This is a genomic window from Erysipelothrix aquatica (assembly GCF_009828825.1).
GTDB lineage: Bacteria > Bacillota_I > Bacilli_A > Erysipelotrichales > Erysipelotrichaceae > Erysipelothrix > Erysipelothrix aquatica_A.
The window spans coordinates 534,649-557,224 of the sequence record NZ_WTTA01000001.1 but is presented as its reverse complement, the minus strand read 5'-3'; the positions used below and the strand labels follow the sequence as shown (position 1 = coordinate 557,224).

The 22,576-nt window shown below is 39.2% G+C and carries 18 protein-coding genes; 15 read left to right on the top strand and 3 right to left on the bottom strand.

What is annotated here, in order from left to right; translation table 11 throughout:
- Positions 1 to 11 precede the first annotated feature (11 nt).
- From GVV22_RS02705 to GVV22_RS02650, 12 genes are all read left to right on the top strand, one after another.
- Positions 12 to 503 (top strand): GNAT family N-acetyltransferase, encoded by a 492-nt coding sequence (locus GVV22_RS02705; protein WP_236261911.1) that lies wholly within the window; start codon positions 12 to 14, stop codon positions 501 to 503.
- Positions 490 to 1,416, top strand: coding sequence for a ribokinase (locus GVV22_RS02700; protein ID WP_159648634.1), 927 nt, complete (start codon positions 490 to 492; stop codon positions 1,414 to 1,416). Before GVV22_RS02705 ends, GVV22_RS02700 begins: the two co-directional genes overlap by 14 nt.
- A 4-nt stretch (positions 1,417 to 1,420) precedes the next feature.
- Positions 1,421 to 2,347 carry a ribonucleoside hydrolase RihC gene (gene rihC, locus GVV22_RS02695; protein WP_159648633.1) on the top strand — a complete coding sequence of 309 codons (927 nt, stop codon included), beginning with the start codon at positions 1,421 to 1,423 and terminating at the stop codon, positions 2,345 to 2,347.
- A 10-nt stretch (positions 2,348 to 2,357) separates the two neighbouring features.
- Positions 2,358 to 3,734 carry a C4-dicarboxylate transporter DcuC gene (gene dcuC / locus GVV22_RS02690; RefSeq protein ID WP_159648632.1) on the top strand — a complete coding sequence of 459 codons (1,377 nt, stop codon included), beginning with the start codon at positions 2,358 to 2,360 and terminating at the stop codon, positions 3,732 to 3,734.
- A gap of 78 nt (positions 3,735 to 3,812) precedes the next feature.
- Positions 3,813 to 4,283, top strand: a complete 471-nt coding sequence (locus GVV22_RS02685; RefSeq protein ID WP_159648631.1) for an ASCH domain-containing protein — start codon at positions 3,813 to 3,815, stop codon at positions 4,281 to 4,283.
- A 104-nt stretch (positions 4,284 to 4,387) separates the two neighbouring features.
- Positions 4,388 to 4,732, top strand: a complete 345-nt coding sequence (locus GVV22_RS02680) for a hypothetical protein (protein WP_159648630.1) — start codon at positions 4,388 to 4,390, stop codon at positions 4,730 to 4,732.
- A 92-nt stretch (positions 4,733 to 4,824) separates the two neighbouring features.
- Positions 4,825 to 5,199 (top strand): hypothetical protein, encoded by a 375-nt coding sequence (locus GVV22_RS02675; RefSeq protein WP_159648629.1) that lies wholly within the window; start codon positions 4,825 to 4,827, stop codon positions 5,197 to 5,199.
- A gap of 12 nt (positions 5,200 to 5,211) precedes the next feature.
- On the top strand, positions 5,212 to 6,504 hold the full coding sequence (locus GVV22_RS02670; RefSeq protein ID WP_159648628.1) for a hypothetical protein: 1,293 nt from the start codon (positions 5,212 to 5,214) through the stop codon (positions 6,502 to 6,504).
- A 33-nt stretch (positions 6,505 to 6,537) separates the two neighbouring features.
- Positions 6,538 to 7,047: a DUF3592 domain-containing protein gene (locus GVV22_RS02665; protein ID WP_159648627.1), complete on the top strand. Its 510-nt coding sequence runs from the start codon at positions 6,538 to 6,540 to the stop codon at positions 7,045 to 7,047.
- Between the two features lie 144 nt (positions 7,048 to 7,191).
- A complete protein-coding gene (gene rpsO, locus GVV22_RS02660; protein ID WP_159648626.1) occupies positions 7,192 to 7,458 on the top strand; it encodes a 30S ribosomal protein S15 in 267 nt (88 codons plus the stop codon).
- Between the two features lie 84 nt (positions 7,459 to 7,542).
- Complete coding sequence (gene pnp / locus GVV22_RS02655; protein WP_159648625.1) at positions 7,543 to 9,693, top strand: polyribonucleotide nucleotidyltransferase; 2,151 nt, start codon at positions 7,543 to 7,545, stop codon at positions 9,691 to 9,693.
- A 231-nt stretch (positions 9,694 to 9,924) separates the two neighbouring features.
- Positions 9,925 to 17,112, top strand: a complete 7,188-nt coding sequence (locus GVV22_RS02650) for a discoidin domain-containing protein (protein WP_159648624.1) — start codon at positions 9,925 to 9,927, stop codon at positions 17,110 to 17,112.
- 97 nt (positions 17,113 to 17,209) lie between these two features.
- On the opposite strand, the gene GVV22_RS02645 is transcribed toward GVV22_RS02650, so the two are convergent.
- From GVV22_RS02645 to GVV22_RS02635, 3 genes are all read right to left on the bottom strand, one after another.
- Positions 17,210 to 17,608, bottom strand: a complete 399-nt coding sequence (locus GVV22_RS02645; protein ID WP_159648623.1) for an HIT family protein — start codon at positions 17,606 to 17,608, stop codon at positions 17,210 to 17,212.
- Between the two features lie 81 nt (positions 17,609 to 17,689).
- Positions 17,690 to 18,541, bottom strand: a complete 852-nt coding sequence (locus tag GVV22_RS02640) for a lipoprotein (RefSeq protein WP_159648622.1) — start codon at positions 18,539 to 18,541, stop codon at positions 17,690 to 17,692.
- A 1-nt stretch (position 18,542) separates the two neighbouring features.
- Positions 18,543 to 19,526 carry a peptidylprolyl isomerase gene (locus GVV22_RS02635; protein WP_159648621.1) on the bottom strand — a complete coding sequence of 328 codons (984 nt, stop codon included), beginning with the start codon at positions 19,524 to 19,526 and terminating at the stop codon, positions 18,543 to 18,545.
- A gap of 213 nt (positions 19,527 to 19,739) precedes the next feature.
- Between GVV22_RS02635 and sufC the strand changes: the two genes are divergently transcribed.
- The 3 genes from sufC to GVV22_RS02620 are packed head-to-tail and all read left to right on the top strand — an operon-like array spanning position 19,740 to position 22,572.
- Positions 19,740 to 20,561, top strand: a complete 822-nt coding sequence (gene sufC, locus GVV22_RS02630) for a Fe-S cluster assembly ATPase SufC (protein ID WP_159648620.1) — start codon at positions 19,740 to 19,742, stop codon at positions 20,559 to 20,561.
- Positions 20,561 to 21,373 carry a SufD family Fe-S cluster assembly protein gene (locus GVV22_RS02625; RefSeq protein ID WP_236261910.1) on the top strand — a complete coding sequence of 271 codons (813 nt, stop codon included), beginning with the start codon at positions 20,561 to 20,563 and terminating at the stop codon, positions 21,371 to 21,373. Before sufC ends, GVV22_RS02625 begins: the two co-directional genes overlap by 1 nt.
- The gene (locus tag GVV22_RS02620) at positions 21,364 to 22,572 is read left to right on the top strand and encodes an aminotransferase class V-fold PLP-dependent enzyme (RefSeq protein ID WP_159648619.1); all 1,209 of its coding nucleotides are present in this window, start codon (positions 21,364 to 21,366) and stop codon (positions 22,570 to 22,572) included. The genes GVV22_RS02625 and GVV22_RS02620 overlap by 10 nt, the downstream gene beginning before the upstream one ends.
- The last annotated feature ends 4 nt before the right edge of the window (positions 22,573 to 22,576 follow it).

Sequence of the window (22,576 nt, the reverse complement as noted above, 5' to 3'; positions counted from 1 at the left end):
TTCTTTTTTTTATGAAATCAATTGACAGCGTTTACATTTCGATGTATTATGGTGGCGTAAGAAAGGTAAAGCGCTTTATCATGAAATATAGAATTGTTGACAACAGTTTAACACCCCAGATTTATCAAGCATTACATACCGATGCAAATTTTATGGATTACGATGCTAAAGATATTGAAATTGCTTTAGCACATGATTTGTATGATGTTGTTGTCTACGATGAATATGACGAAGCAATCGGTTGTGCCCGCGTCATTGGTGACAATCGCATTGTCTTTTTCCTCAAAGATGTTATTGTCCGAAAGGATTATCAACGAAACGGTGTCGGTAAAATACTTGTGGATTATGCACTCGAGTATATCAGTACCGTTGCCTGTGATAATGCTTATATCGGCTTAATGTCAACCCGAGGGATGGAAAGCTTTTACAAGAGGTTTGGGTTTATTGAACGACCCAATGATGGTTTAGGAAGTGGAATGGTGATGTATTATGAGCAAAAGTAAAGTATTTGTGTTAGGCAGTATCAACACAGACTTAATGATCTCCGCAGATCGTTTACCACATCAAGGCGAAACAATGAACGGCCATGGTTTCGTACAAACACTTGGTGGCAAAGGGGGAAATCAAGCAGTGGCTGTATCCCGATTGGGAACATCGACACATCTAATTGGCAATGTAGGAAATGATAGTTTTGGAAATCATGCGATTTCTGAAATGAATCGATATGGTGTCCACGTTGCAGGAATTCATGTGAATGATGAGGTACCTACAGGAACTGCAGTTATTATCCGTGTTGATAATGATAACCGAATTATTCTTGATGCTGGTGCGAATGAGGTCGTGACATCATCGCAAATTGATAAATATGTAAAGGGTAGCACTGACGATTACTTCTTAGCACAGTTTGAAGTTCCGTTGGAACAAGTTGCTTATGGCTTGGAAGTTTCCAAGAAACAAGGCATGACAACCATTGTTAATCCAGCGCCTGCAGTTGCGGTCGCTGACGCAATTTATCAAAATATTGATTATTTAGTTTTGAACCAAACTGAAACTGAAATATTGGCGGGAATTTTCCCAAACAATGTTCGTGATGTTGAGCAAGCAGCGGCAATCTTCTTTGAAAAAGGGGTCCATGCAGTTGTCGTCACGATGGGTTCAGAAGGAAGTGTCTATTGTGATCAACAAAAAACGGTCGAAGCCGCACCATTCAAAGTTGATGTCGTAGATACAACCGGAGCAGGTGATGCTTTCATCGGAACGATGCTCTACGGTTTGACCCAAAACATTGAAATTGAAAAGACGCTCAAACTTGCAAGTGCTGCAGGAGCGCTTGCTTGTACGAAGGTTGGAGCACAAGCTTCAATGCCTCGTTTAAGTGATCTGGAAGCTTTTATGAAAGCGCAAGAGGAGGAATAGTGCTATGAATAAACGAAAAGTTATAATTGATACTGATCCTGGGATTGATGATGCAGTTGCCATTGCAATTGCCTTGTTTGATGAGACGTTGGATGTATCACTAATTACAACAGTAGCTGGTAATGTTTCAATTGAAAAAACAACGAACAACCTTTTGAAACTTCTAAGTTTTTATAAAAAACCAATCCCTGTTGCAATTGGTGCAGGCCGTCCATTGCTTCGTGAACCGCGAGATGCAAGTGGTGTTCATGGTGCCAGTGGAATGGATGGATATGATTTTCCAGAACCACAACAGGATCTTGTTTTAGATAAATCGGCAGTTGAAGCAATGTATGAAACTTTGATGGCTAATGACAAGACGGTATTACTCCCAATCGGTCCACTTACAAATATTGCAATGTTGATTCGTGAATACCCACAAGTCATCGATCGCATTGACGAAATTGTCTTGATGGGCGGATCAATGGGGCGAGGTAACTTCGGAGTGTATTCAGAATTTAATATCGCAGTTGATCCTGAAGCCGCAAAAATCGTATTTGAAAGTGGCATCAAATTAACAATGGTCGGATTGGACGTGGGCTTGAAAGCACTTGTTTATCCAGAAGATTCTGAAATTATTAAAGATATGAACCCAATTGGTCACATGTTCTACAGTCTTTTCAAACAGTATCGTGGTGGATCATTTGGAACAGGGTTAAAAATGTATGATGCATGTGCAGTCGCATACTTATTGAAACCAGAATTATTCGAAACAGTCACAACGCATGTTGCGATTGAGACAGTGGGGGAAATGACAGCGGGTGCGACACTCGTAGACCTTCGTGGTTATCTAGGAAAAGAAGCAAATGCGACTGTAACGTCAGACGTAGATGCTGACGCATTCAAAACATGGTTTATGGATGCAATTCGTAAATGTAATATAGAACAATAGGAGAAAGACTATGAATACTACATTAATGTTTATTGTAGGAGCATTGGCAGTTGTTGCTGTTGTATATATGCTTCTCAAGAAAATGGATATTAAAATTACACTATTTGCTGTTGGAATTATCTTGATGGTGATTGCTATCTTGAATGGTAACGCAATCATTAAAGAACCTGTTAACGTAATGGTAGATCCAATATTATCAATTATCGACCAGTTCAAGAAACAACTTTCAGGGGCTGGACTTGTAATCTTGTTACTCGGGGGCTATACAGCTTACATGAGTAAAATTGGAGCGAATGAAGTTACGGTCAATACACTGACAAAACCACTATCAATTGTTAAATCACCATACGTGTTGGTTCCAGTCGTATTCTTATTAGGAAACTTGTTATCACTTGTTATTCCAAGTGCATCAAACTTAGCAATTATTTTACTCGCTACACTGTATCCAGTACTTCGACGTTCTGGAATGTCAACACTCACAGCTGCCGCCGTTATTGCTACAACCGCAACAGTTATGCCAACACCATTAGGCGCAGACAACGTTGCAATTGCTGCAGAACTAGGAATGCCAGTTGCTGAATATGTCTTTAACTACCATGCAATCATCTCTGTACCAACAATTCTTGTAATGGCTTTAGTACATGCATTATGGCAAAAATACTGTGACAAAAAAGTTACGGAATCTGCAGATATGGATCTCGGACTTGAAGCGGTGAAGGAAATTTCAGGTGGAGCACTTTACAAAACAGTCTACACATTACTTCCTTTACTTCCAATTGTTATCTTATTAGGCGTCTTTGGTTATAATGCAATGGCAGGGGCTTCATTAAATCTATCAGTTGAAGTTGTAACAATCATGAGTTTCATGATTGCGGTATTCTGTGAAATTGTACGTCACCGTAATGGTCAAGAAGTGCTTAAAACAACTGAGTCATTCTTCTCAGGTATGGGAAATGCAATGGGAATTGTGGTATTACTTGTTGCCGCATCAACATTTGTTGATGGATTAAAAGCAATTGGACTTATCACGGAGCTTCAAACAATCATGTCAACAACGACTGCTTCAGGATTTGTCTTACCATTAATTCTTGTAGTGTTTACAGCGCTAATCGTCTTGTTAAGTGGTAGTGGAACCGCATTGTTCTATGCCATGGTGCCATTGATGGTTCCACTTGCTGTTGCAGCAGGAATTAGTCCATATGCAGTTACAGTACCAATGGGCCTTGCGGGTAACTTACTTCGTGCAGTGTCACCAGTTTCAGCTGTCATTGTTATCGTTGCTGGAACGGTCAAACAAGATCCATTCGAAATTGTAAAACGTACATCAGTCCCAATGATTGTTGGTGTTGTCTTTATGTTCGTTTTATCAATGATTATCTTCCTATAAGCATTCCAAAACTCCAAGACGTCATCCTTGGAGTTTTTTTATTTTGTTTCGTTTAAAATATGAGAAAGGGGATTACGTATGAATAAAACGATAGAAGTGTTTTGGGAAAGTTTTCTTAAAGAAACTAAATTGAAGCATGTTCACCTCCATGATGCGTGGGCTTTTGGCGATACTGCTTTACTCGCTGACGAACTGGCACTTTTGACTGTGAAAGGGATTAAAACAGCAACGTCGAGTGCTTACATTGAGTATGTGTTGGCCAATGAACCTTTACCACATCCATCGGAGCAAGCACTAGAAATCATACTTGATGGCCACGAGAATCCCGTCGCTGTTATCCAAGTTACGAAAGTATACGTCGTTCCTTTTGCTGATGTCACAGCTGAACATGCTTATAAAGAAGGGGAAGCGGACCGAAGTTTAAAAAGCTGGCGGAAAATCCATCGGCAGTATTGGCAACGCATGTTCAAAGATCGTGGCCTTGTCATTGAAATTGACGAAATGGATGTTGTCTGTGAAGAGTTTGAGGTGATTTGGTATCCACAATAGACCTGTGTAGTCAATTGCTGCTGTTTGTGACCCTGTCCAAAGTCAAATATATTGAAGCAAGTCTTTGAAACTCGTATACTTGAACATAGATTAGAGGTAGCAGAATGTACGAATTTCCAGATTTACCAGCACTAACACAAAGCCTTAGAATTAGTCGTTTTGAAGACGAGCAAGTTGATGTCACTATGGACGCTTCGCAATTAAAAGAACTTTTTGAATCGGCAGAAGTATTTACGGCCATTCCCAAATGGGAGGCTACGCATATTTATCAACTCAAAAGCAACGATATTCCCGTGACAAACCAACTTTACTTTATAGTGCGTGATCCGCGCCTTCATGATGACGATTTCGGGTACATAATGTATAAAGATGAAGACTTGTATGAAATGGTTTATTATCGTGTTGACGCACAACACCTTCGCCTCATACTTAATGAATTACCACTTTAAACTGCCAAAGGCAGTTTTTTTCGTAACAAAATAGGCCGGTATACCCTTGATTCTGTGCTATGCTTAATAGAGAAGATGAGGAGGATTCTTGTATGGGGAAAAAGGATTCTAAGAAATACTTTGCAGTGCTTATTGCCATTGTGCTTTTTGGCGAAATAATAGCGTACTTAGTCCCATCTAATTTATACGTTTTTGTGACAGTACTCACGCTTTCGTTTGCACTATTTATTATTGCGGCGAACATTGCCAATACCAAACAATCGCGGATTGGCGTTGGTTTACTCATTGCTGCTTCGATATTTGATTTCATGAACATTGTATCGGGAAACATGTATGTAAGCAGTCATGCGATCGTGGGGACGCCAGACGTAACACGTGCATCTTCGTTTTTACTGATGTTTATTGCGATTGCTATACTTAAAGCAGTTGGCGTTGTGTTGCTTGCAGCACTTGTATTGCAAGATTGATTGGAGAAAAATATGAAGAATAAAAAAGCAATTATTATAGGTAGCCTAGGTTTTTTAGCTGCTCTTGGAGTAATTGTCGGAGGGTTTTATTTAAAAGAAAAAGCTGAGCCGCTCAACATCGTTTTCAATAACAATATTGTGCTTGAGTTTGATGCTAACAATTCAAACGCCCAATTTGATGATTTTAAAAATGCGATAATTAATACAAAGCAATCCCATTATGATCGCATTATTTCGGTTGAGGGGATTGACGTGACAGCTGTTACAGAATATCGTGTTACAAAAGAATCAGAACAAATTATTGATGCCAATCAGGATTTAATGATGCGCACGTTCGATAACACTTTACACATTATTCAAAGAGAGGAGTTCCCTGAGAGAATTGCAGAATATGATATCACCAATTTCTATGGACGTCATTTGCGCCTAAACGACAAAGGCGAGCTTTTTGACCGTTATTCTCATGCAAGTTATGAGATGATAAATGCGATGCTTGCAAAAAATAGTGACAAAGAATTGCCACTTATAGGAACGCTAGTCGCTGAGAAGAATGGTGAACGTCAAACCTATACATTCAGTTATAATGTTAGAGATTCGCAACCACCAATCATCACAGGACCTTCATTCATTAAACTGGAACCAGGTGAGTCCCTAGACCTAGCATCATATTTCACTGCAAAGGATCCAATAGAAGGTGATAAACGCATTGCATTCAAAATCATTGATTCAGATTTTGAGACAGGCATCACATACTATCTCGCCGAAACGCGTGACTTAAATAACAATTCAGCAACACATACTTTTACGGTTGAACAGGCACCTGCTAAAACAAGTGATGGTGTGAGACATGAAAACCTGGTCCTGCATGATCGAATTATTATACCTGCGGCGGGACCTTTAGGTGTCGGACGCATCATCGATTTGGAAGCGTCCAATTTAGATCCTGCGGATGTGAGTATCGCCTATGAGACGCGAAATAACGAAATTACGTTGTTTTCTAAAGATTCTGCTTTGAATGTTGATACGCTGCGATACGACTCCTATACGGATTGTACCAATAGGGTATTGAAAGTAAATAAATCCATCGAATCGTCACATTATAATTATCTATGTGGTCAATTAAGTAATGGCGACGGGGGTGCGACTGTTTTGAATGGCGCTGGAGGTGTTCATGCGTTTATCAAAGCACCCAATACAGATACAATTGTTATAAATATAAAAGGTGTGAAGCATGCCTATGACATCACATACTACCGCTATCACGCGGGATCTTATAAAGACATTGAAGCACTTGAAAATCAATAAGCAAATACAGAATAAAGAAAGTTGGGATTCGTTATGCCACACACACTTTTAAATATTATGATGACAATTTATGGTTTAATCATGGTCGTACTTGTAGTTTTTGCGATCGGATTAAAGCGACGTGACAATAACTACAAATCAGACGATAAGGTACAAACCAAAGGAACTGTTGTTAAGTATTCAATAAATGACTCACGGGCTCCTGTCGTTGAATATACCGTCGATGGTGTTACGTATCGTAAAGCCTTAAAATATTCTTATGTAAAATCTGTTAGCACGCCATTTCATCGCGTTAAAACAGAAGTAGAAACGGATCTACTTGATACAGTTTTGCGATTACGAGGAAATTCGATGGTATCGCTTAACACAGTGATGCGTGATCATTTTCCGCTTGGTTCAACGTTGAATGTTTACTATGATGAATCACATCCTAAAGTCGCGTATGTGGAGCGATATGCTCGCTCGTATGTTCCATTGATTGTAACAATTGCTGCGGTTATTTCTGCAATTGCGATGTTGATAACATACTTAGTGTTTGTTTAAGCCAATAAAAGAGAAATTATTTGGATATAATGTTGTTGTAATGGGAGATTTATGATATTATGAATAAGCTTTGTGACTGGGTTTCATGTCTCCTCGACGGAATACGCGGTTTCAAAGGGCTTAGAAACATAGGAGGACAAATACATGTTATCAAAAGCAAGAAAACAAGAAATCATGAAAGAATTCGCTCGTGATGAAAAAGATACAGGTTCAGTAGAAGTACAAGTAGCCGTATTAACAGAAGAAATCAATATTCTTACAGGTCATATGAAAGAACATAAGAAAGATTACCACTCAAACCGTGGACTTCTTAAAAAAGTTGGACGTCGTCGTAACTTATTAACATACTTACGTAACGAAGACATCAACCGTTACCGTGAATTAATCACACGTTTAGGATTAAGAAAATAATCGAAAGGAGCGCAACGCTCCTTTTTTAATAGGCATTACAGCAATAGTATGATAAAATTGATAAAGATAAATATGAGGTGAACTATGGACAAGAGAGTATTCGAATTAGATTTCGATGGTAAACGATTAATCGTTGAAACCGGCGAACTTGCAAAACAAGCAGGTGGATCCGTATTAGTAAGATATGAAGATACAGTGGTGCTCTCAGCAGCAACTGCAAGTAAAAAAGCAAAGGATATTGACTTCTTCCCACTAACAGTGACCTATGAAGAAAAACTATATTCTGTTGGTAAAATCCCAGGAGGTTTTTTACGTCGAGAAGGAAGACCCAGTGAGCATGCAACACTGACATCACGTCTTATCGACCGTACAATTCGTCCTCTTTTTGCGGAAGGGTTTAGAAATGAAGTACAAGTTGTAAATACTGTACTTTCAGTAAACAAAGATAATGCGCCAGACATGGCTGCAATGTTCGGAGCGTCTCTTGCATTATGTGTATCCGATATTCCATTTGAAGGACCCATTGCTGGTGTTACCGTTGGGATGATTGATGGTGAATTCATTGTAAATCCAAGTCTTGAACAACAAGAACAATCACGTATGCATTTGGTTGTTGCGGGAACTAAAGATGCTATCAATATGGTTGAGGCTGGAGCACAAGAAGTTTCTGAAGAAGAATTCCTAGATGCTATGATGTTTGGTCACGAATGGATCAAAAAATTATGCGATTATCAAATTGAAATTGCGCAAGCGGTTGCTAAAGAAAAAATGGAAGTTTCCTTGTACGAAGTGCCTGAAGCAATTCAAGAAGAAGTTGAAGCACTTGTAGGAGCATCTTTACGTAAAGCGGTTGCTATCGAGAAAAAACTTGAACGTTATGGTGCAATTGATGACTTGGAAGAACAAGCACAATTACACTTCGAAGCTAAAGAATACGAAGACGAAAAAACAAAAACGAAGACTTTGAAATATGTTAAAGAATATACACACGCGATTGTTGCGGGTGAAGTTCGTCGTTTAATCTCAGTTGAGAAAATTCGTCCTGATGGGCGTGGTGTTGCGGAAGTTCGCCCATTGAATGTCCAAATGGATATTCTTCCACGTGTTCACGGAAGTGGTTTATTTACACGTGGTGAAACACAAGTACTTTCTGTTGCTACTTTAGGTGCACTGGGAGATACTCAAATTATTGATGACCTTTCCGACGTTGAAGAAAAACGCTTCATGCATCACTATAATTTCCCTCCATACTCAGTTGGAGAGACCGGACGCATGGGTGCTCCAGGGCGTCGTGAAATTGGTCACGGTGCGCTTGGTGAACGCGCATTATCATACGTCTTACCAACAATCGAAGAATTCCCATATACAATTCGTTTAGTTGCGGAAGTCTTAGAATCCAATGGATCATCATCACAAGCAAGTATCTGTGCTGGATCTGTTGCATTAATGGCAGCAGGTGTTCCGATCAAAGCAGCAGTGAGTGGTATTGCGATGGGTCTTGTTCAATTGGGTGATGATTACACCATCCTTACAGATATCCAAGGAATGGAAGACCATTTCGGAGATATGGACTTTAAAGTAGCGGGGACTAAAAATGGTATCACTGCACTTCAAATGGATATTAAAATTAAAGGATTGAGCCGTGAAATTCTACAAGAAGCACTTGCTCAAGCGAAAATTGGTCGTGCTGAAATGATGGATGCAATGGATGCAGTTATTTCTGAACCACGTCCTGAAGTTGGTACGTATGCACTCAAGATTGCGCAACTACAAATTGATCCAGACAAGATTCGTGATGTCATTGGTGCTGGTGGAAAAATTATTAACCAAATCATTGAAGATGCCGATAATGTCAAAATTGATATCGAAGATGATGGACGTGTCGTTATTTACCATAGTGATATGGCAGCTATCAATAAAGCCAAATCAATTATCGAAAGCATTGTACGTGAAGCTAAAGTCGGAGAAATTTACGACGCTAAAGTTGTCCGTATTGAAAAATTCGGTGCCTTCGTGCAGTTGTTTGAAGGAACTGATGCATTGCTTCATGTCTCAAAAATTGCGCACGAGCGTGTTGAGAATGTTGAAGACGTATTAAAACTCGGTGATATTATCCAAGTTAAAGTTACTGAAATTGACGATCGTGGCCGTGTCAATGCATCACGTAAAGCATTGTTACCAAAACCAGAAGTCAAAAAACCAGAAACAACAGAAACACCTGAAACGAAATTATAAAAATAGAAAGATGCATCTTGGATGCATCTTTTTATTTTTCTATAAAACTTTGTGATTTGAAAAGGGTGAAATGATTTTGTCTTGGATCGATTTATACATATCAACAGTTTTCTTATCTTAATTAACAAATCGCTTATAAATATAAATACCCTACTTAAAAGTGCAAATATTCGCAGTGGTATTTTCCTTAGACTGATAATGTAAGCGGTAACACGCTGAGGAGGGAAAGTAGTGAAGAAAATAAGTGGTCTTTTCTTAAGTTTATTGATTGCTATAAGTCTTATTAGTCCAAATATGACAATCGCAATCTCTGCAACAACAGAAGAACTTACTGATATTCCAACAGTCGATCAGACGGGATATGAAGTATTAGGTTCTGTTGAAAGTGTTTCTGTCACAGATAACAAGGTTACATTGACACACAGTGATGGTAATAAAACGCGAATTTCCGTTATTGATGAGAATCTCTTTAGATACTATGTCGACATTAACGACTCAGATTTTCAAGAATATCCAACTCCTAACAAAAAGGAACACCGTGCTAATATTGTTGTCAACAATGATGATACAGTTGCAGCCAACAATGGTGTAACAATTACTGTTGAAGATGGCGATGTTCTTAAAATTAAAACATCCAAAATAACGATAGAAGTTGAAAAATCAAGTTCGAAAATGACTGTACGCCGCGCAAACGGTTCGATTGTCATGCAGGAAGCTGCACCGATTATGTACAAAAACAATCAAACAATTCAGTCCTTAGTTGAACAAAGTGATGAATACTTCTATGGTGGAGGAACTCAAAACGGTCGTTTCTCGCACAAAGGGGAGATTGTCAAAGCTATCAACAGTAATAACTGGGTTGATGGCGGTGTCGCGAGTCCGAATCCTTTCTATTGGACAACGAAAGGATATGGAATTGTCCGTAACACATTTAAACCAGGGGAATATGATTTTGGTAAAACCTTACCAGGAATTGTCTCTGCAACACATAATGAATCACGATTTGATGCTTACATTATGGTTGATGACAACCCACAGGGGATTTTAAATTCATATACAAATTTAACTGGAAAACCAGCACAACAACCGGATTATGCGTTCTATCTTGCACATTTAAACTGCTATAACCGTGATGTTTGGAAACCGGCATCGGGTACAAATGGTAAGAAGATTGACGGTCAATACTATACAGAACGTCAAGCACAAACCGGTGAGATTCAACCAGGTGAAGTTCAAGAGTCGTTAATGGAAAAAGACGGTAATAAAACATTTACCGCCCAACGTCAGATTGAGCTCCATGAAGAATATGATTTACCAATAGGGGCATTTTATCCAAATGATGGTTATGGTTGTGGATATGGTCAATCCGATTCATTTGATGGTGATATTGCTGAACTGAAAGCATTCACAGATTTCGCAAATAGCAAAGGGCTTGAAGTGGGTCTTTGGACTCAAGCAAACTTATGGCCTGGTGATAAAGAAAATCCTAAAAAAGGTGAACGTGATATCCAACGTGAAGTTCAAGATGCTGGTGTACGTGCTGTAAAGACAGACGTTGCTTGGGTCGGTGCGGGATATTCGATGGCATTGGATGGCGTACAACATGCTTACAATGCGATTACTGAACTCTCAGGGTCAAAAGCAAACATTATCAGTCTTGATGGTTGGGCCGGGACCCAACGTTATGCTGGTGTTTGGTCAGGGGACCAATCTGGTGGTAATTGGGAGTACATTCGTTTCCATATTCCTACATACATTGGAACCGGTTTATCGGGAATGCCAAATATTGGAAGTGATTTAGACGGAATCTTTGGTGGTAAAAATCCCATCATTCAAACGCGTGATTTCCAGTGGAAAGCATTTACCCCATATATGTTGGATATGGATGGTTGGGGTGCTTCTCAAAAAAATCCGTGGGAATTTGGTGAAGACACAACCTCGATTAACCGTGCTTATCTAAAATTAAAAGCGGAAATGATGCCGTATATCTCAACGATATCGCATGAAGCATCTCAAACAGGAATGCCGCTTGTTCGCGCCATGATGCTTGAGTATCCAGATGCGCATACTTATTCAAAAGCAACACAGTATCAATACATGTGGGGGAGTTCTTTCCTAGTAGCTCCGATTTATCAGGATACAGCCTCAGACGCACAAGGAAATGACATTCGTAATGACATCTATCTTCCAGATTCAGAACAAATTTGGATTGATTATTTTACAGGTGATCAGTACCGAGGTGGATCAGTTTTAAATAACTTTGATGCACCAATATGGAAAACACCAGTATTTGTCAAAAATGGATCGATTGTTCCAATGTATGCAGAAAATAATAACCCACGACCGGTCAGTGAATCAAATCCAAAAGGATTGGACAAATCACACCGAATCGTTGAGTTTTATCCAAATGGTGATACAACGTTTAATCTTTATGAAGACGATGGTATTACCTTAGATGGTGCATCGACGAATACCGTCATTTCATCATCCGTTAATGGTGATCAAGCAATTTTATCAATTGGTAAAACAACAGGATCATATCCTAATATGGTTATAGACCGTGATACTGAAATGATTGTGAACGTATCTCAAGCACCTCAAGGCGTTCGTGGAAATGTAGCAGGAAATGACGTGACTTTTACAAAAGTAACGTCAAAAGAGGCTTATGATGCTGCAACGGGTAATGTTTACTTCTATGATGAAGCTCCGGTTTCAATTGTTAGTGAGTATGCTACCGAAGGTACAACCTTTGATACAAACAAACTTACAACGCGACCAAAAGTATTTATCAAATCAACAGATAAAATTAATACTCAGGATCATGAATTCGCAGTAACAGTAGAGGGTTTTGCGAATGAGCAAGCCGTCTCGCCAAACACTGAATCACCTGATCTCGCAGTTCCAACAAATCTCACATCACCATCACAAACATCATCAACAATTACATTAGATTGGGACGATGTTAATGGAGCGAAAACATACGATGTAGAGATTGACGGTATTGTATTCTCAAATATTAAAGCCTCTACATTTACGCACCAAGAACTAAATTATGATACTGATTATAGTTACCGAGTTCGTGCGGTGAATGAAACCGGACATTCAAAGTGGACAGCGCCAATTACAGTTAAAACAGCCCTCGATCCATATCGCAATGTTCCGAAAGATATGACTGCAACATGGACTGGTGGCGGTGGTTATGCTGGAACTGTTGCGCAAGATGCCGTAGATGGTGATGAAGCGACACAATTCCACTCCGCAACCGGAGGGGATGCATACACCAACACTTTCACAATTGACATGCAAAAGAGTTATCAAATTGAAAAACTTGAATATGTCCCAAGACCAGACTTTGGTAACGGTACAATACGCAAGTTTGAAGTTGATTATAGTCTTGATGGTGAAACATGGAAATCAGGTGCTAAGGTAGGGGTTGATACACCAGCATGGAGCTATTCCACGGGTGAAACGATGAAGACACTCACGTTCGATCAACCATTACGTGCACGCTACTTAAGAATCAGTGTTAAAGATTCTGTCGGTGGTTTCTTTACTGCCCATGAATTGCGCCCATATGCTGTTGAAGGATCACCATCACAAATTGTTGGGGACTGGAACAACAGTGGCACGCTAGACGAAGAAGATCTCATTTTCTTTGAAAACTATGCAGGTCTCAAATTTGGTGATGCTGACTTTGAAGGCTATGTTGACGCAGCAGATATTAACTACGACAATAAAATTGATGCGTACGATATTTCATTTGTAGCACGACAACTCAATGGCGGTGTCACACCTCAAAAGAACAAAGTCCAAGGGCAAGTTCTCATTGTGCCATCCGTAACTGAAGCGGAAGCAGGAGAAGTTGTGACATATACTGTTTATGGAATGGGTATGGAAAATGTTTATGCATTAGACCTTGCAATTCCATACAACGATACAGAATACAAATTCGAATCGAACAGTACATCTGTCCTAACTCAATTTATGAAGAGCTTTAGTAAAGATCGTTTGCATACTGATAAATCACGCGTAAACTATCTCATCTTTACAAATGTTGGTCCAACCGAAACCTTAAATGGAACCGGTGTGATCGGTAGCTTCAAGATGACTCAGAAATTTGCGGGTCCAACAGCTATTACACCACAAAGTGCTCAATTTATTGGTGATAACTTGAGTACGATTAACGCACTTAATGAAGTTGAAGAGCCTGTATTACCAAGTACTGAAACGAAGTTAACGCTTAACGAAATCGAAGGTATGACCTTCACCAATGACTTAATGCCAACAGATGATGGTACCAATGGTGCGAAATTATGGCAACAAGGAAACTATGCATCACTCTTATTTGATGGCAAAGTCGGGGAATTGGCTGAGTTCAAATGGAAACTATCAGATGGTGATTTACCAGCCTATGTCAAACTCCCAACCACAATGACCTTTAAGTTGAAAGAATCACACCCAATTTCAAAAGTTCGCGTCCATAACCGTCCTTCTGGATCAAATGGAAGTGTTACATCAGTTAAAGCAACAGCGTATAGTGGCGATACAGCGATTGACTTAGGTACTATTAGCACCTTTAAATCCATCTTTGAATGGAATGTTCCAGAAGGTCAGGCTATTGATCGCATCGAAATTACACCACTTACAGCTTCAGGATTAGCAACAGGTACAACGACAGGAACAGTTGAAAATAGAATGCTATCGCTGTACGAAATAGACTTTATTTCAAACATCGGAGCAGCTGTATCATCCATTGAATTTGATCCTGCAACGCCAGACCACATCGGTCTTGAGAGCCTAACACGTATCCAAGCGAATGTTGGACCAAAGAATGCGATTAACCCATTCTACGAAATAACCAGTTCTGACCCAAGTGTCGCAACGATTACCAAAATTGTGACAGAAAAAGGTTATGAGTATTATATTACCGGTAAAAAAGCTGGAAATGTTGTACTGACAGCAACATCACTTGCTGACTCATCAATCACAGTTGACCATAATTTAACCGTGAGTGATCGATTCGATACAACAATGCTTGAAGCTGTTCTAGCAAAAACAGATGGCTTACACCAACGTCTCTACACTGAAGCAACATACACAGCAGTTATGGACGCACGTGCAGTAGCACAAGCAGTTCTCGATAATCCACAAACAATCTCTCAAATTGAAGATGCAACGATTAAATTAAATCTTGCATTCTCAAAACTCCAATTAAAAGGATCAAATACAGATCAAGCCGATAGTATCCATCCAATCGATACCCGAAATGCTGAAATTGTCGATTTCACAAACCAAGCTGATTCCGACTATGTCACAAATATTCTCGATAATGATCCAGAAACAATTTGGCATACGAGTTATGGAACTAATGCAAAACTGCCAATCTCAGTAACACTTGATCTCAAACATACCTATAACTTAGAACAACTTAATTTCTTGCCAAATACGCGAAATCGTAATGGGGACATTGTTCGCTACCGTATTGAAACAAGTCTAGATGGAGAAACCTTTGAACCAGTCGTTGAAGATACATTACCATATGACGTAAGTGGACTCATCGGTCGTTCAAACTATCAAGTTTCAAAATTTGATAAGATTCCAGCACGTTATGTAAAATTCATTGCCCTTGAATCCTTGGGAACAAGTTCAACGGTAGCACAAATGAATAAATTCGCATCCATGGCTGAGATGAAGCTCTTCGGTGAATTGATGGATACAGAGATTGCAATTGAATCCATCATATTAACCGCAGACAAGACTGAATTGAACATCAATGATACCCAAGTTATCAACGCTGCATTAACACCAGCTGATGCGACAGAAGCATTCACATGGACATCAACTGATGAGACAATCGCAAGTGTCGTAGATGGCGTTGTAACAGCTCACAAAGCCGGTGTTGTTACAGTTCAGGCACATTCTACTAAGGGAGTTGCATCCAATGCACTTACCATAACTGTTAAAGCAATCGATATCGAAAGTCTGAAGACACTTGCACAACAAGTAACAACCAAACTCTCGGATACAGAATATGTTGAACAGTTACATGAAGCACTCTATGAACAAGTGAATGGAGCACTTGATGCTGCGACGATATTGATTCAGGCATTTGAATCTGATCCTCAATTAGTGACAGCAAATGATATCCAAACACACTACAACACGCTTCAAAAAGCATTCAATGATTTAGCACATAATGGAAGTGTCGTTCAACTTGAAACATTAGCTTCGATGGATCTTGCAGAGTACGATTCAAGTACTACATCTGCATTCATTAAACTCCAAGAAAAAGCAGTTGAAATGCTAGATGATATTCTTGCAAACTTGGATACTGTCGCTGAATTTGTAACAAAAATGGAAACAGCACAAGCAAGCATGGTTCGATTAGATCGCCAAGCGCTTGACACACTTGCCACCACAGTCGCCGCACTTGATACAGCGCGTTATACACCACTAAGTGTATCTGCCCTTAATACAGCGCTTGAGACGGCACAAAATGCCCTATCATCAGCGACAACCCAACAAGCTCTCAATGAAGCACTTAAAGTACTTGAAACTGCCTATAATGGACTTGTTGTGAAAGCAAATTCAACACAACGACAAACGCTTCAAGATTTCATTGATGTCGTTGCGAAATTAAATGCAAAAGATTATAAAGCAACAACATTTGAAACGATTACGACAGCTGCATCAACATTCACGGATGCACTTGCACAAGAAAACCTATCAGACCTCGATGCGAAATCATACCTCGAAATGATTCCATCACTCATGGACCTGATTAATAATCCAGATGGTGAAATAACACCAAATACACTCAATAAAGATGCATTAAACAAACTCCTAGAATCAATTGATGCATTATCACCTGAGTCGTATACAGAATCCAGTTGGAATACAATGTTAGCTGCAAAAGCGCAAGCGGAAGCAATTGCAAACAATCCATTAAGTACACAAACAGTATTGGATGAAGCAGTCGCACACTTACAAAGTACCGTAAACCAATTAGTTAAAGTAAATGGTGGCGTAATTGAAGGCTTTAAAGGACTGCCTGATGTGATTCGAGTTGGGGAAGCATTTACACTTTACCCAGAATTTGATGATCTGAAGGGTGGCGAAGGATGGATTTTTGATGCTGAATTCTTTGTAGCAACATTCAATTCACCTGCAACATTCATTCCTCTCAAAACAGGAACAACAACAATTTCATTCACATCTTCAGACGGAACAGTACAGCATGTAACAGTAACGATTAAAGAGGCTGTGAAGAAAGAAGAAGAAAAGGAAACAAACACCAATACAGAAAATCCTACAAAACTTCCGGCAACAGGTATGGCAACACAAGTACCATATTTTGGAATATTGATTGTTCTTGCAGGTGCAGTAACTTTACTATTCTCAAAAAAACGTAAAGCTTAATTCGTGACTCATCGTTAAGATTCCAACGAAGAAAAACCACCCGTGTTCCTTAAGGGGTGGTTTTTCTGTGTAAAATTTAGCGTCGCTGAGTGTGCTACTATTTAATGTTTGTGTTAATTTTTTGGTAGATAGATTCAATGGCAGCTGCATGCGATCCGTGCTCAATGATAAGGTCTTTGTCACTATAACGTGGAATAATGTGCACATGATAATGAAAGACAGTTTGTCCTGCAAGTGGACCTGCATTGCTGATGATATTAAAATCATTGACGTTAAGAGCCACTTGAAGCTTCTTAGCGACGTGTTGTGCTGTTGCTTGAACATGTGCGAGTGTTTCGATATCAGCGCTCATAAACGAGTCTGTGGCTGTTTTAGGGATAACAAGAGTGTGTCCTGGTGTTGCTTGGGTTATATCGAGGAACGCAAGCGTAAATTCATCTTCATAAACAATGTATGCAGGAATCTCGCGATCGATAATTTTTTGGAATAGTGTCATAAATTTCTCCTTTTAATTAGTATAGCACAGTCTAATTTTAGTGTTAAAAAAACACACCCTGAGGTGTGTTGATATGGAAAATTAAGCGAGGTATCCAGGATATGATTTAGTAATTGCATCCAAGATATCTTTATCATAAACTTTGAAGTTATTATCACTAAAGACTTTAGCACGGTATGTTTTTGTAAGTGCTTGATCTTTCTTCCATTGGTTTAGAAGATCATCTTTAAATTTGTTTGCATCGGTTTCGACGATTTCAACAATATAAGCAGTACCGTTTGTTTCATCTTTCAATACACCACTCAAACCTGGACCTTGTTGTTGGTTCATGAACTGTGAAACAGGTGATGGGAACTGTGTTCCTTTAAGATTGTAGATAGCTGATTTTCCAGTGTATTGGGAATTTGCTACTGTAACATCTTTAGCAACATCCTCCATTTTTTCACCTGCTTGAATACGTGTTAACGCTTCATTTGCTTGGTCAACGGTTTGAATTTGAACAATGTTTGCTTTACGTGGTTGATACTCTTTTACAAGTGTATCAAAATCTGCTTCGATAGTTTGTTTGACTAAGAATTCCATTTTCAGTGTTGGATAAACGACTTTATCAAGGTAATCTTGTTCTGAACCCATGTTTAATTGTTCTAGCAAGAGTGGGAACTGATCGCCAAGGATTGATTTTGCTTCAGTGAGTTGTGCTTGAGCTGCTTCTTCAATTGAAGGGTCGTTAATGTCTTTGGTTACAGATTGCTCTGCGTTTTGAATAACAGTAGCACCGTTGTCTTGACGTTTCATCACTTCAAACAACTGTGATTCTGTGACCGTTTGGTTACCAACTGTAAAAATTGTTTCATTTGATGCCGACTTGACGCGCGCATCAGAACATCCTGCTAGAACAAGAAGAGCGACTAATAATGCTGTAATTTTTTTCATATTATTGTCCTTCCTCGATACCCATGAATGTGAGTAATTCTTTCTTGACGGCGTCATCAGTGAATTTAATATCTAAGTCTTTGGCTTTATCCCAAATTGCATTGTAAACAATTTGTTTGTTCGAAGCTGTAAGTGATGCGATGTATTTTGCTTTTTCTTCATCATTACTTACAAAGTCTTCTGGATTGGTTGAATCAACTTTAATTAAGTGCATTCCATATTGTGAAGCGGTCCATTCTGAAGTTTGTCCTGCTTCAGTTGCAAGTGCAGCTGCTAAAAATTCTGGTACTAATTGTGAGGATTTATCTGTAAATCCAATGCTACCACCACGTTGTGCGGATGCAGTATCATCGGATAGGGCCATCGCTACTTCGTTAAATGGTTTTCCTTCAGCAAGTTGTGCGTTAACTTTATCAATCTTCGCTTGTTCCTCTGCTGTTGGATTTTTTGAATCGGTCATTTTGATCAAGATGTGGCTAACCATGCGTGGTGAGCTTGCTTCAACATAAGGATCTAAGTATGTTTCTTTATTTGCATTCACGTAATCTAAGATAATTTGATCACGTTTTGCCATGTCTTCATAAACAATGTTTAACTCATCAAGCCCTTTGTAGCCTAATGAAATGACATAGCTTTCAAGTTGTTGCATTCCTGCTTGACCTTGTTGTTGCGCAGTTCCAGCTTTTGCTGTTTCTGCAATTTCTTTTGATTTCTTAGCAATTTCTGGTGTCGTTTCAATTGAAGATAAAACGGAACGTTCGAAAAGTGCATATGTTTGAGTCAAACCATATCGCTCTTTAAGATCTTTGTTGTAGTCTTCGGCAAAATAATTAACGCCAGCGATTTCGGAGACGACTTGTTTCCCCTCGACTGTCTTACCGCGTAAAACAGTACCTATTTGCTGTTTTGCATAGAAGCCAATTCCGGCAACTAGTACTAAACAGATAACGACGACAAACCAATATTTTTTTAAATTGTCAATCATTATAATCCTCCTTTTAACTTTCTCATTATAGGTTATTTACAACCCCATTGCAATAAAACACGGCAATGTAATGAGTGTCTCACAAGTGAATGAACTTCGTGTGAAAAAGCATGTATTTTTTAATTAATTATAAGCAAGAGAATTGCGTTGGTACGTTTAAGAATTGTACCACTGTGATATAATGATAAAAGTATAAAGAAGCGAGGAATTATCATGGCACAATTACGTATTGAAAACCTTCATGTTGAAATTGAAGGAAAACAAATCTTGAAGGGAGTAAACTTGGTTGTCAATGAAGGTGAAATTCATGCAATCATGGGGCCTAACGGAAATGGTAAATCAACGTTACTCTCTGCAATAATGGGACATCCCCGCTATGAAGTAACGGAAGGTTCAATTACATTTGATGGAGAAGACGTTTTGGGGCTTGAAGTGGATGAACGAAGTAAATTAGGACTCTTTTTGGGGATGCAGTATCCCCAAGAAGTATCGGGTGTTACAAACTCTGATTTTTTGAAATCAGCGCTAAATGCACGTCGTGAAACACCTATCGGATTATTTGAATTCGTCAAAGGAATGGAATCCAGTGTAAAACGTCTTCGAATGAAAGAGGACCTTGCACACCGTTTCTTAAATGAAGGCTTTTCAGGTGGTGAAAAGAAACGCAACGAAATTCTACAAATGATGATGTTGCAACCCCGTTTTACAATGCTTGATGAAATTGATTCAGGTTTGGACATTGATGCACTCGGACTCGTTGCTGAAGTCTTAAAAGAAGAACAAGATAAACGTCAAATGGGACTGATTATTGTCAGTCACTATGAGCGATTCTTTGAATTGATTAAACCCACACATACCCATATCATGATGGACGGTCAAATTGCCTTAAGTTCAGATGAAACACTCGTCACAAAGATTGACCGCGAAGGTTATGACTGGATTGAAGCAAAACCAGCGGAAACAGAAAAAGAACATAAGCAACGAATTGCATTAGAATCGTGTGTCATAAAAGATCGAATCCAAGGTAACAAATAATGGCAATCGTAATTGAAACATCACAAAACGTAAGCCTTGAAGCAGGTTTTAATGAAGTTCATATACATGTTCACGATTCCATGAATGTGAGCTTAACCATTCCTGCCAACACAGAGGGTAGTGTTTATCTTGTTGTGAGTGGTGCAGGGAACTTAGCGTTCACACTCGATGCCCAAGTATCTACCAATTGGAAATATCTATGGATCAATCAGAGTAATGAAGCATTAGTTGTTGATGAACACCTTATTTTAAATGAGCACGCTCATCTTGTCGCAAACTATGGTGAAATGTCCCTTGGAAATCATCATAAAAAAACACACATTGAATATGTCGGTGCGGGGAGTCATGTTGATTTTAGAGGTGCTATTATCAGCTTCAATAATCTCAAATGGACGATTAAAGCAGATCATCAAGCGAAGAAGAGTTATGCGATGGTAACCTGCAATGCAATCGTTTTAGATGAAGCAAAACTTCACTTAGAAGTCATTGGGTCAATTGCTAAAGGTAATGGTGGATCAGAGACCCACCAAATGAGTCGTATCATGAATTTAGGTGAGACGGTTCACGGTGTCGTTTATCCGATGCTTCTAATTGATGAGAATGACGTTGCAGCATCTCATGCAGCATCGGTGGGTCAGCCGAATGAAGAACATATCTATTACCTACAATCACGTGGTTTATCGCGTCTAGATGCTTTAAAACTGATTATAACGGGCTATTTGATGCCGATTGTTGATGGTATTGATGATCCTGCAATTAAAGAACAATTAACACAAGAAATTACAGAGAAGGTGAATAACCAATGGCGATAAGAGATGATTTCCCCTTTTATAAGCACCACCCCGATGTTGCTTACCTTGATAATGCAGCAACAAATTTGAAGCCCCAGGTGGTAATTGATGCAGTCGTCGATTACTATGAACGCTTATCATCCAACATTCACCGTGGGGATTATAATGAATCACTGGAAACCAGTAATTTATACGAGTTGACTCGAAAAAAAGTCGCAGCATTTATCCATACGGAACCCAAGAACATCGTCTTTACTTCCGGTGCGAGTGAAAGTTTGAATTTGGTGGCGCATGGGTATGGGCTACACCATCTCAAGAAGGGGGATGTTGTACTCCTTAATGAAGCCGAACATGCCTCAAATACACTTCCATGGTTCGCCTTAAGCGAAACACTCGGGATTGAAGTTGAATTCATTAAATTAGATAATGATGGAAAAATTTCAACGAATGCGCTGCGTCAAGCAATGCATGACCGTGTCAAACTTGTGTCTATTGCACATATTTCGAATGTATTAGGCTATGAGAATGATATCAGGTCATTCGCAGCAATTGCTCACGAATTTGGTGCACTTATTTGTGTGGATGGCGCGCAATCAGTCGGTCATATAGCCGTTAATGTGAGTGACCTTGATGTTGATTTCTTTGCTTTCAGTGCCCATAAAATGCTCGGGCCAACTGGTGTGGGTGTTTTATATGCGAAGCCGGAAATTTTTGAAATTATGGAACCACTAAATACTGGTGGCGGCAACAATGTGCGTTACAGTGCATGCGGTGATGTAGTGCTCAAAAAAGCACCTGCAAAATTCGAATCGGGAACACCAAATATTGAAGGTGTCATTGGCTTTGGGAGCGCGGTTGATTATCTTCAAAGCATTGGATTTGAAACGATTCATAATACAATTAAACCGCTCCACACAAAAGCCTTAAATGCTTTGCTTGGAATGGATCATGTAACGGTATATAATCCGCAAGCTGATAATGCGATTATCTCATTTTCCGTGAAAGGAATATTTGCTCAAGATGTTGCGGCATATCTAAATAGCTTGAAAATATCGGTTCGCTCTGGCGAACATTGTGCAAAAATGTTAAATGGTGCTTTAAAAGCAGAGAAAAGTGTTCGAATGTCACTTTATTTCTACAATAATGAAAATGATGTAGACCGTTTCATTGAAGCAGTCGAAACAATTACGATTGAAAAAACAATCGATTTATATTTATAGGAGG

Bases quoted from the DNA above. Each gene is read 5' to 3' on its own strand.
- GVV22_RS02705 (WP_236261911.1), top strand. From the start codon at position 12: ATGAAATCAATTGACAGCGTTTACATTTCGATGTATTATGGTGGCGTA.
- GVV22_RS02700 (WP_159648634.1), top strand. From the start codon at position 490: ATGAGCAAAAGTAAAGTATTTGTGTTAGGCAGTATCAACACAGACTTA.
- rihC (WP_159648633.1), top strand. From the start codon at position 1,421: ATGAATAAACGAAAAGTTATAATTGATACTGATCCTGGGATTGATGAT.
- dcuC (WP_159648632.1), top strand. From the start codon at position 2,358: ATGAATACTACATTAATGTTTATTGTAGGAGCATTGGCAGTTGTTGCT.
- GVV22_RS02685 (WP_159648631.1), top strand. From the start codon at position 3,813: ATGAATAAAACGATAGAAGTGTTTTGGGAAAGTTTTCTTAAAGAAACT.
- GVV22_RS02680 (WP_159648630.1), top strand. From the start codon at position 4,388: ATGTACGAATTTCCAGATTTACCAGCACTAACACAAAGCCTTAGAATT.
- GVV22_RS02675 (WP_159648629.1), top strand. From the start codon at position 4,825: ATGGGGAAAAAGGATTCTAAGAAATACTTTGCAGTGCTTATTGCCATT.
- GVV22_RS02670 (WP_159648628.1), top strand. From the start codon at position 5,212: ATGAAGAATAAAAAAGCAATTATTATAGGTAGCCTAGGTTTTTTAGCT.
- GVV22_RS02665 (WP_159648627.1), top strand. From the start codon at position 6,538: ATGCCACACACACTTTTAAATATTATGATGACAATTTATGGTTTAATC.
- rpsO (WP_159648626.1), top strand. From the start codon at position 7,192: ATGTTATCAAAAGCAAGAAAACAAGAAATCATGAAAGAATTCGCTCGT.
- pnp (WP_159648625.1), top strand. From the start codon at position 7,543: ATGGACAAGAGAGTATTCGAATTAGATTTCGATGGTAAACGATTAATC.
- GVV22_RS02645 (WP_159648623.1), bottom strand. From the start codon at position 17,608: ATGACACTATTCCAAAAAATTATCGATCGCGAGATTCCTGCATACATT.
- GVV22_RS02640 (WP_159648622.1), bottom strand. From the start codon at position 18,541: ATGAAAAAAATTACAGCATTATTAGTCGCTCTTCTTGTTCTAGCAGGA.
- GVV22_RS02635 (WP_159648621.1), bottom strand. From the start codon at position 19,526: ATGATTGACAATTTAAAAAAATATTGGTTTGTCGTCGTTATCTGTTTA.
- sufC (WP_159648620.1), top strand. From the start codon at position 19,740: ATGGCACAATTACGTATTGAAAACCTTCATGTTGAAATTGAAGGAAAA.
- GVV22_RS02625 (WP_236261910.1), top strand. From the start codon at position 20,561: ATGGCAATCGTAATTGAAACATCACAAAACGTAAGCCTTGAAGCAGGT.
- GVV22_RS02620 (WP_159648619.1), top strand. From the start codon at position 21,364: ATGGCGATAAGAGATGATTTCCCCTTTTATAAGCACCACCCCGATGTT.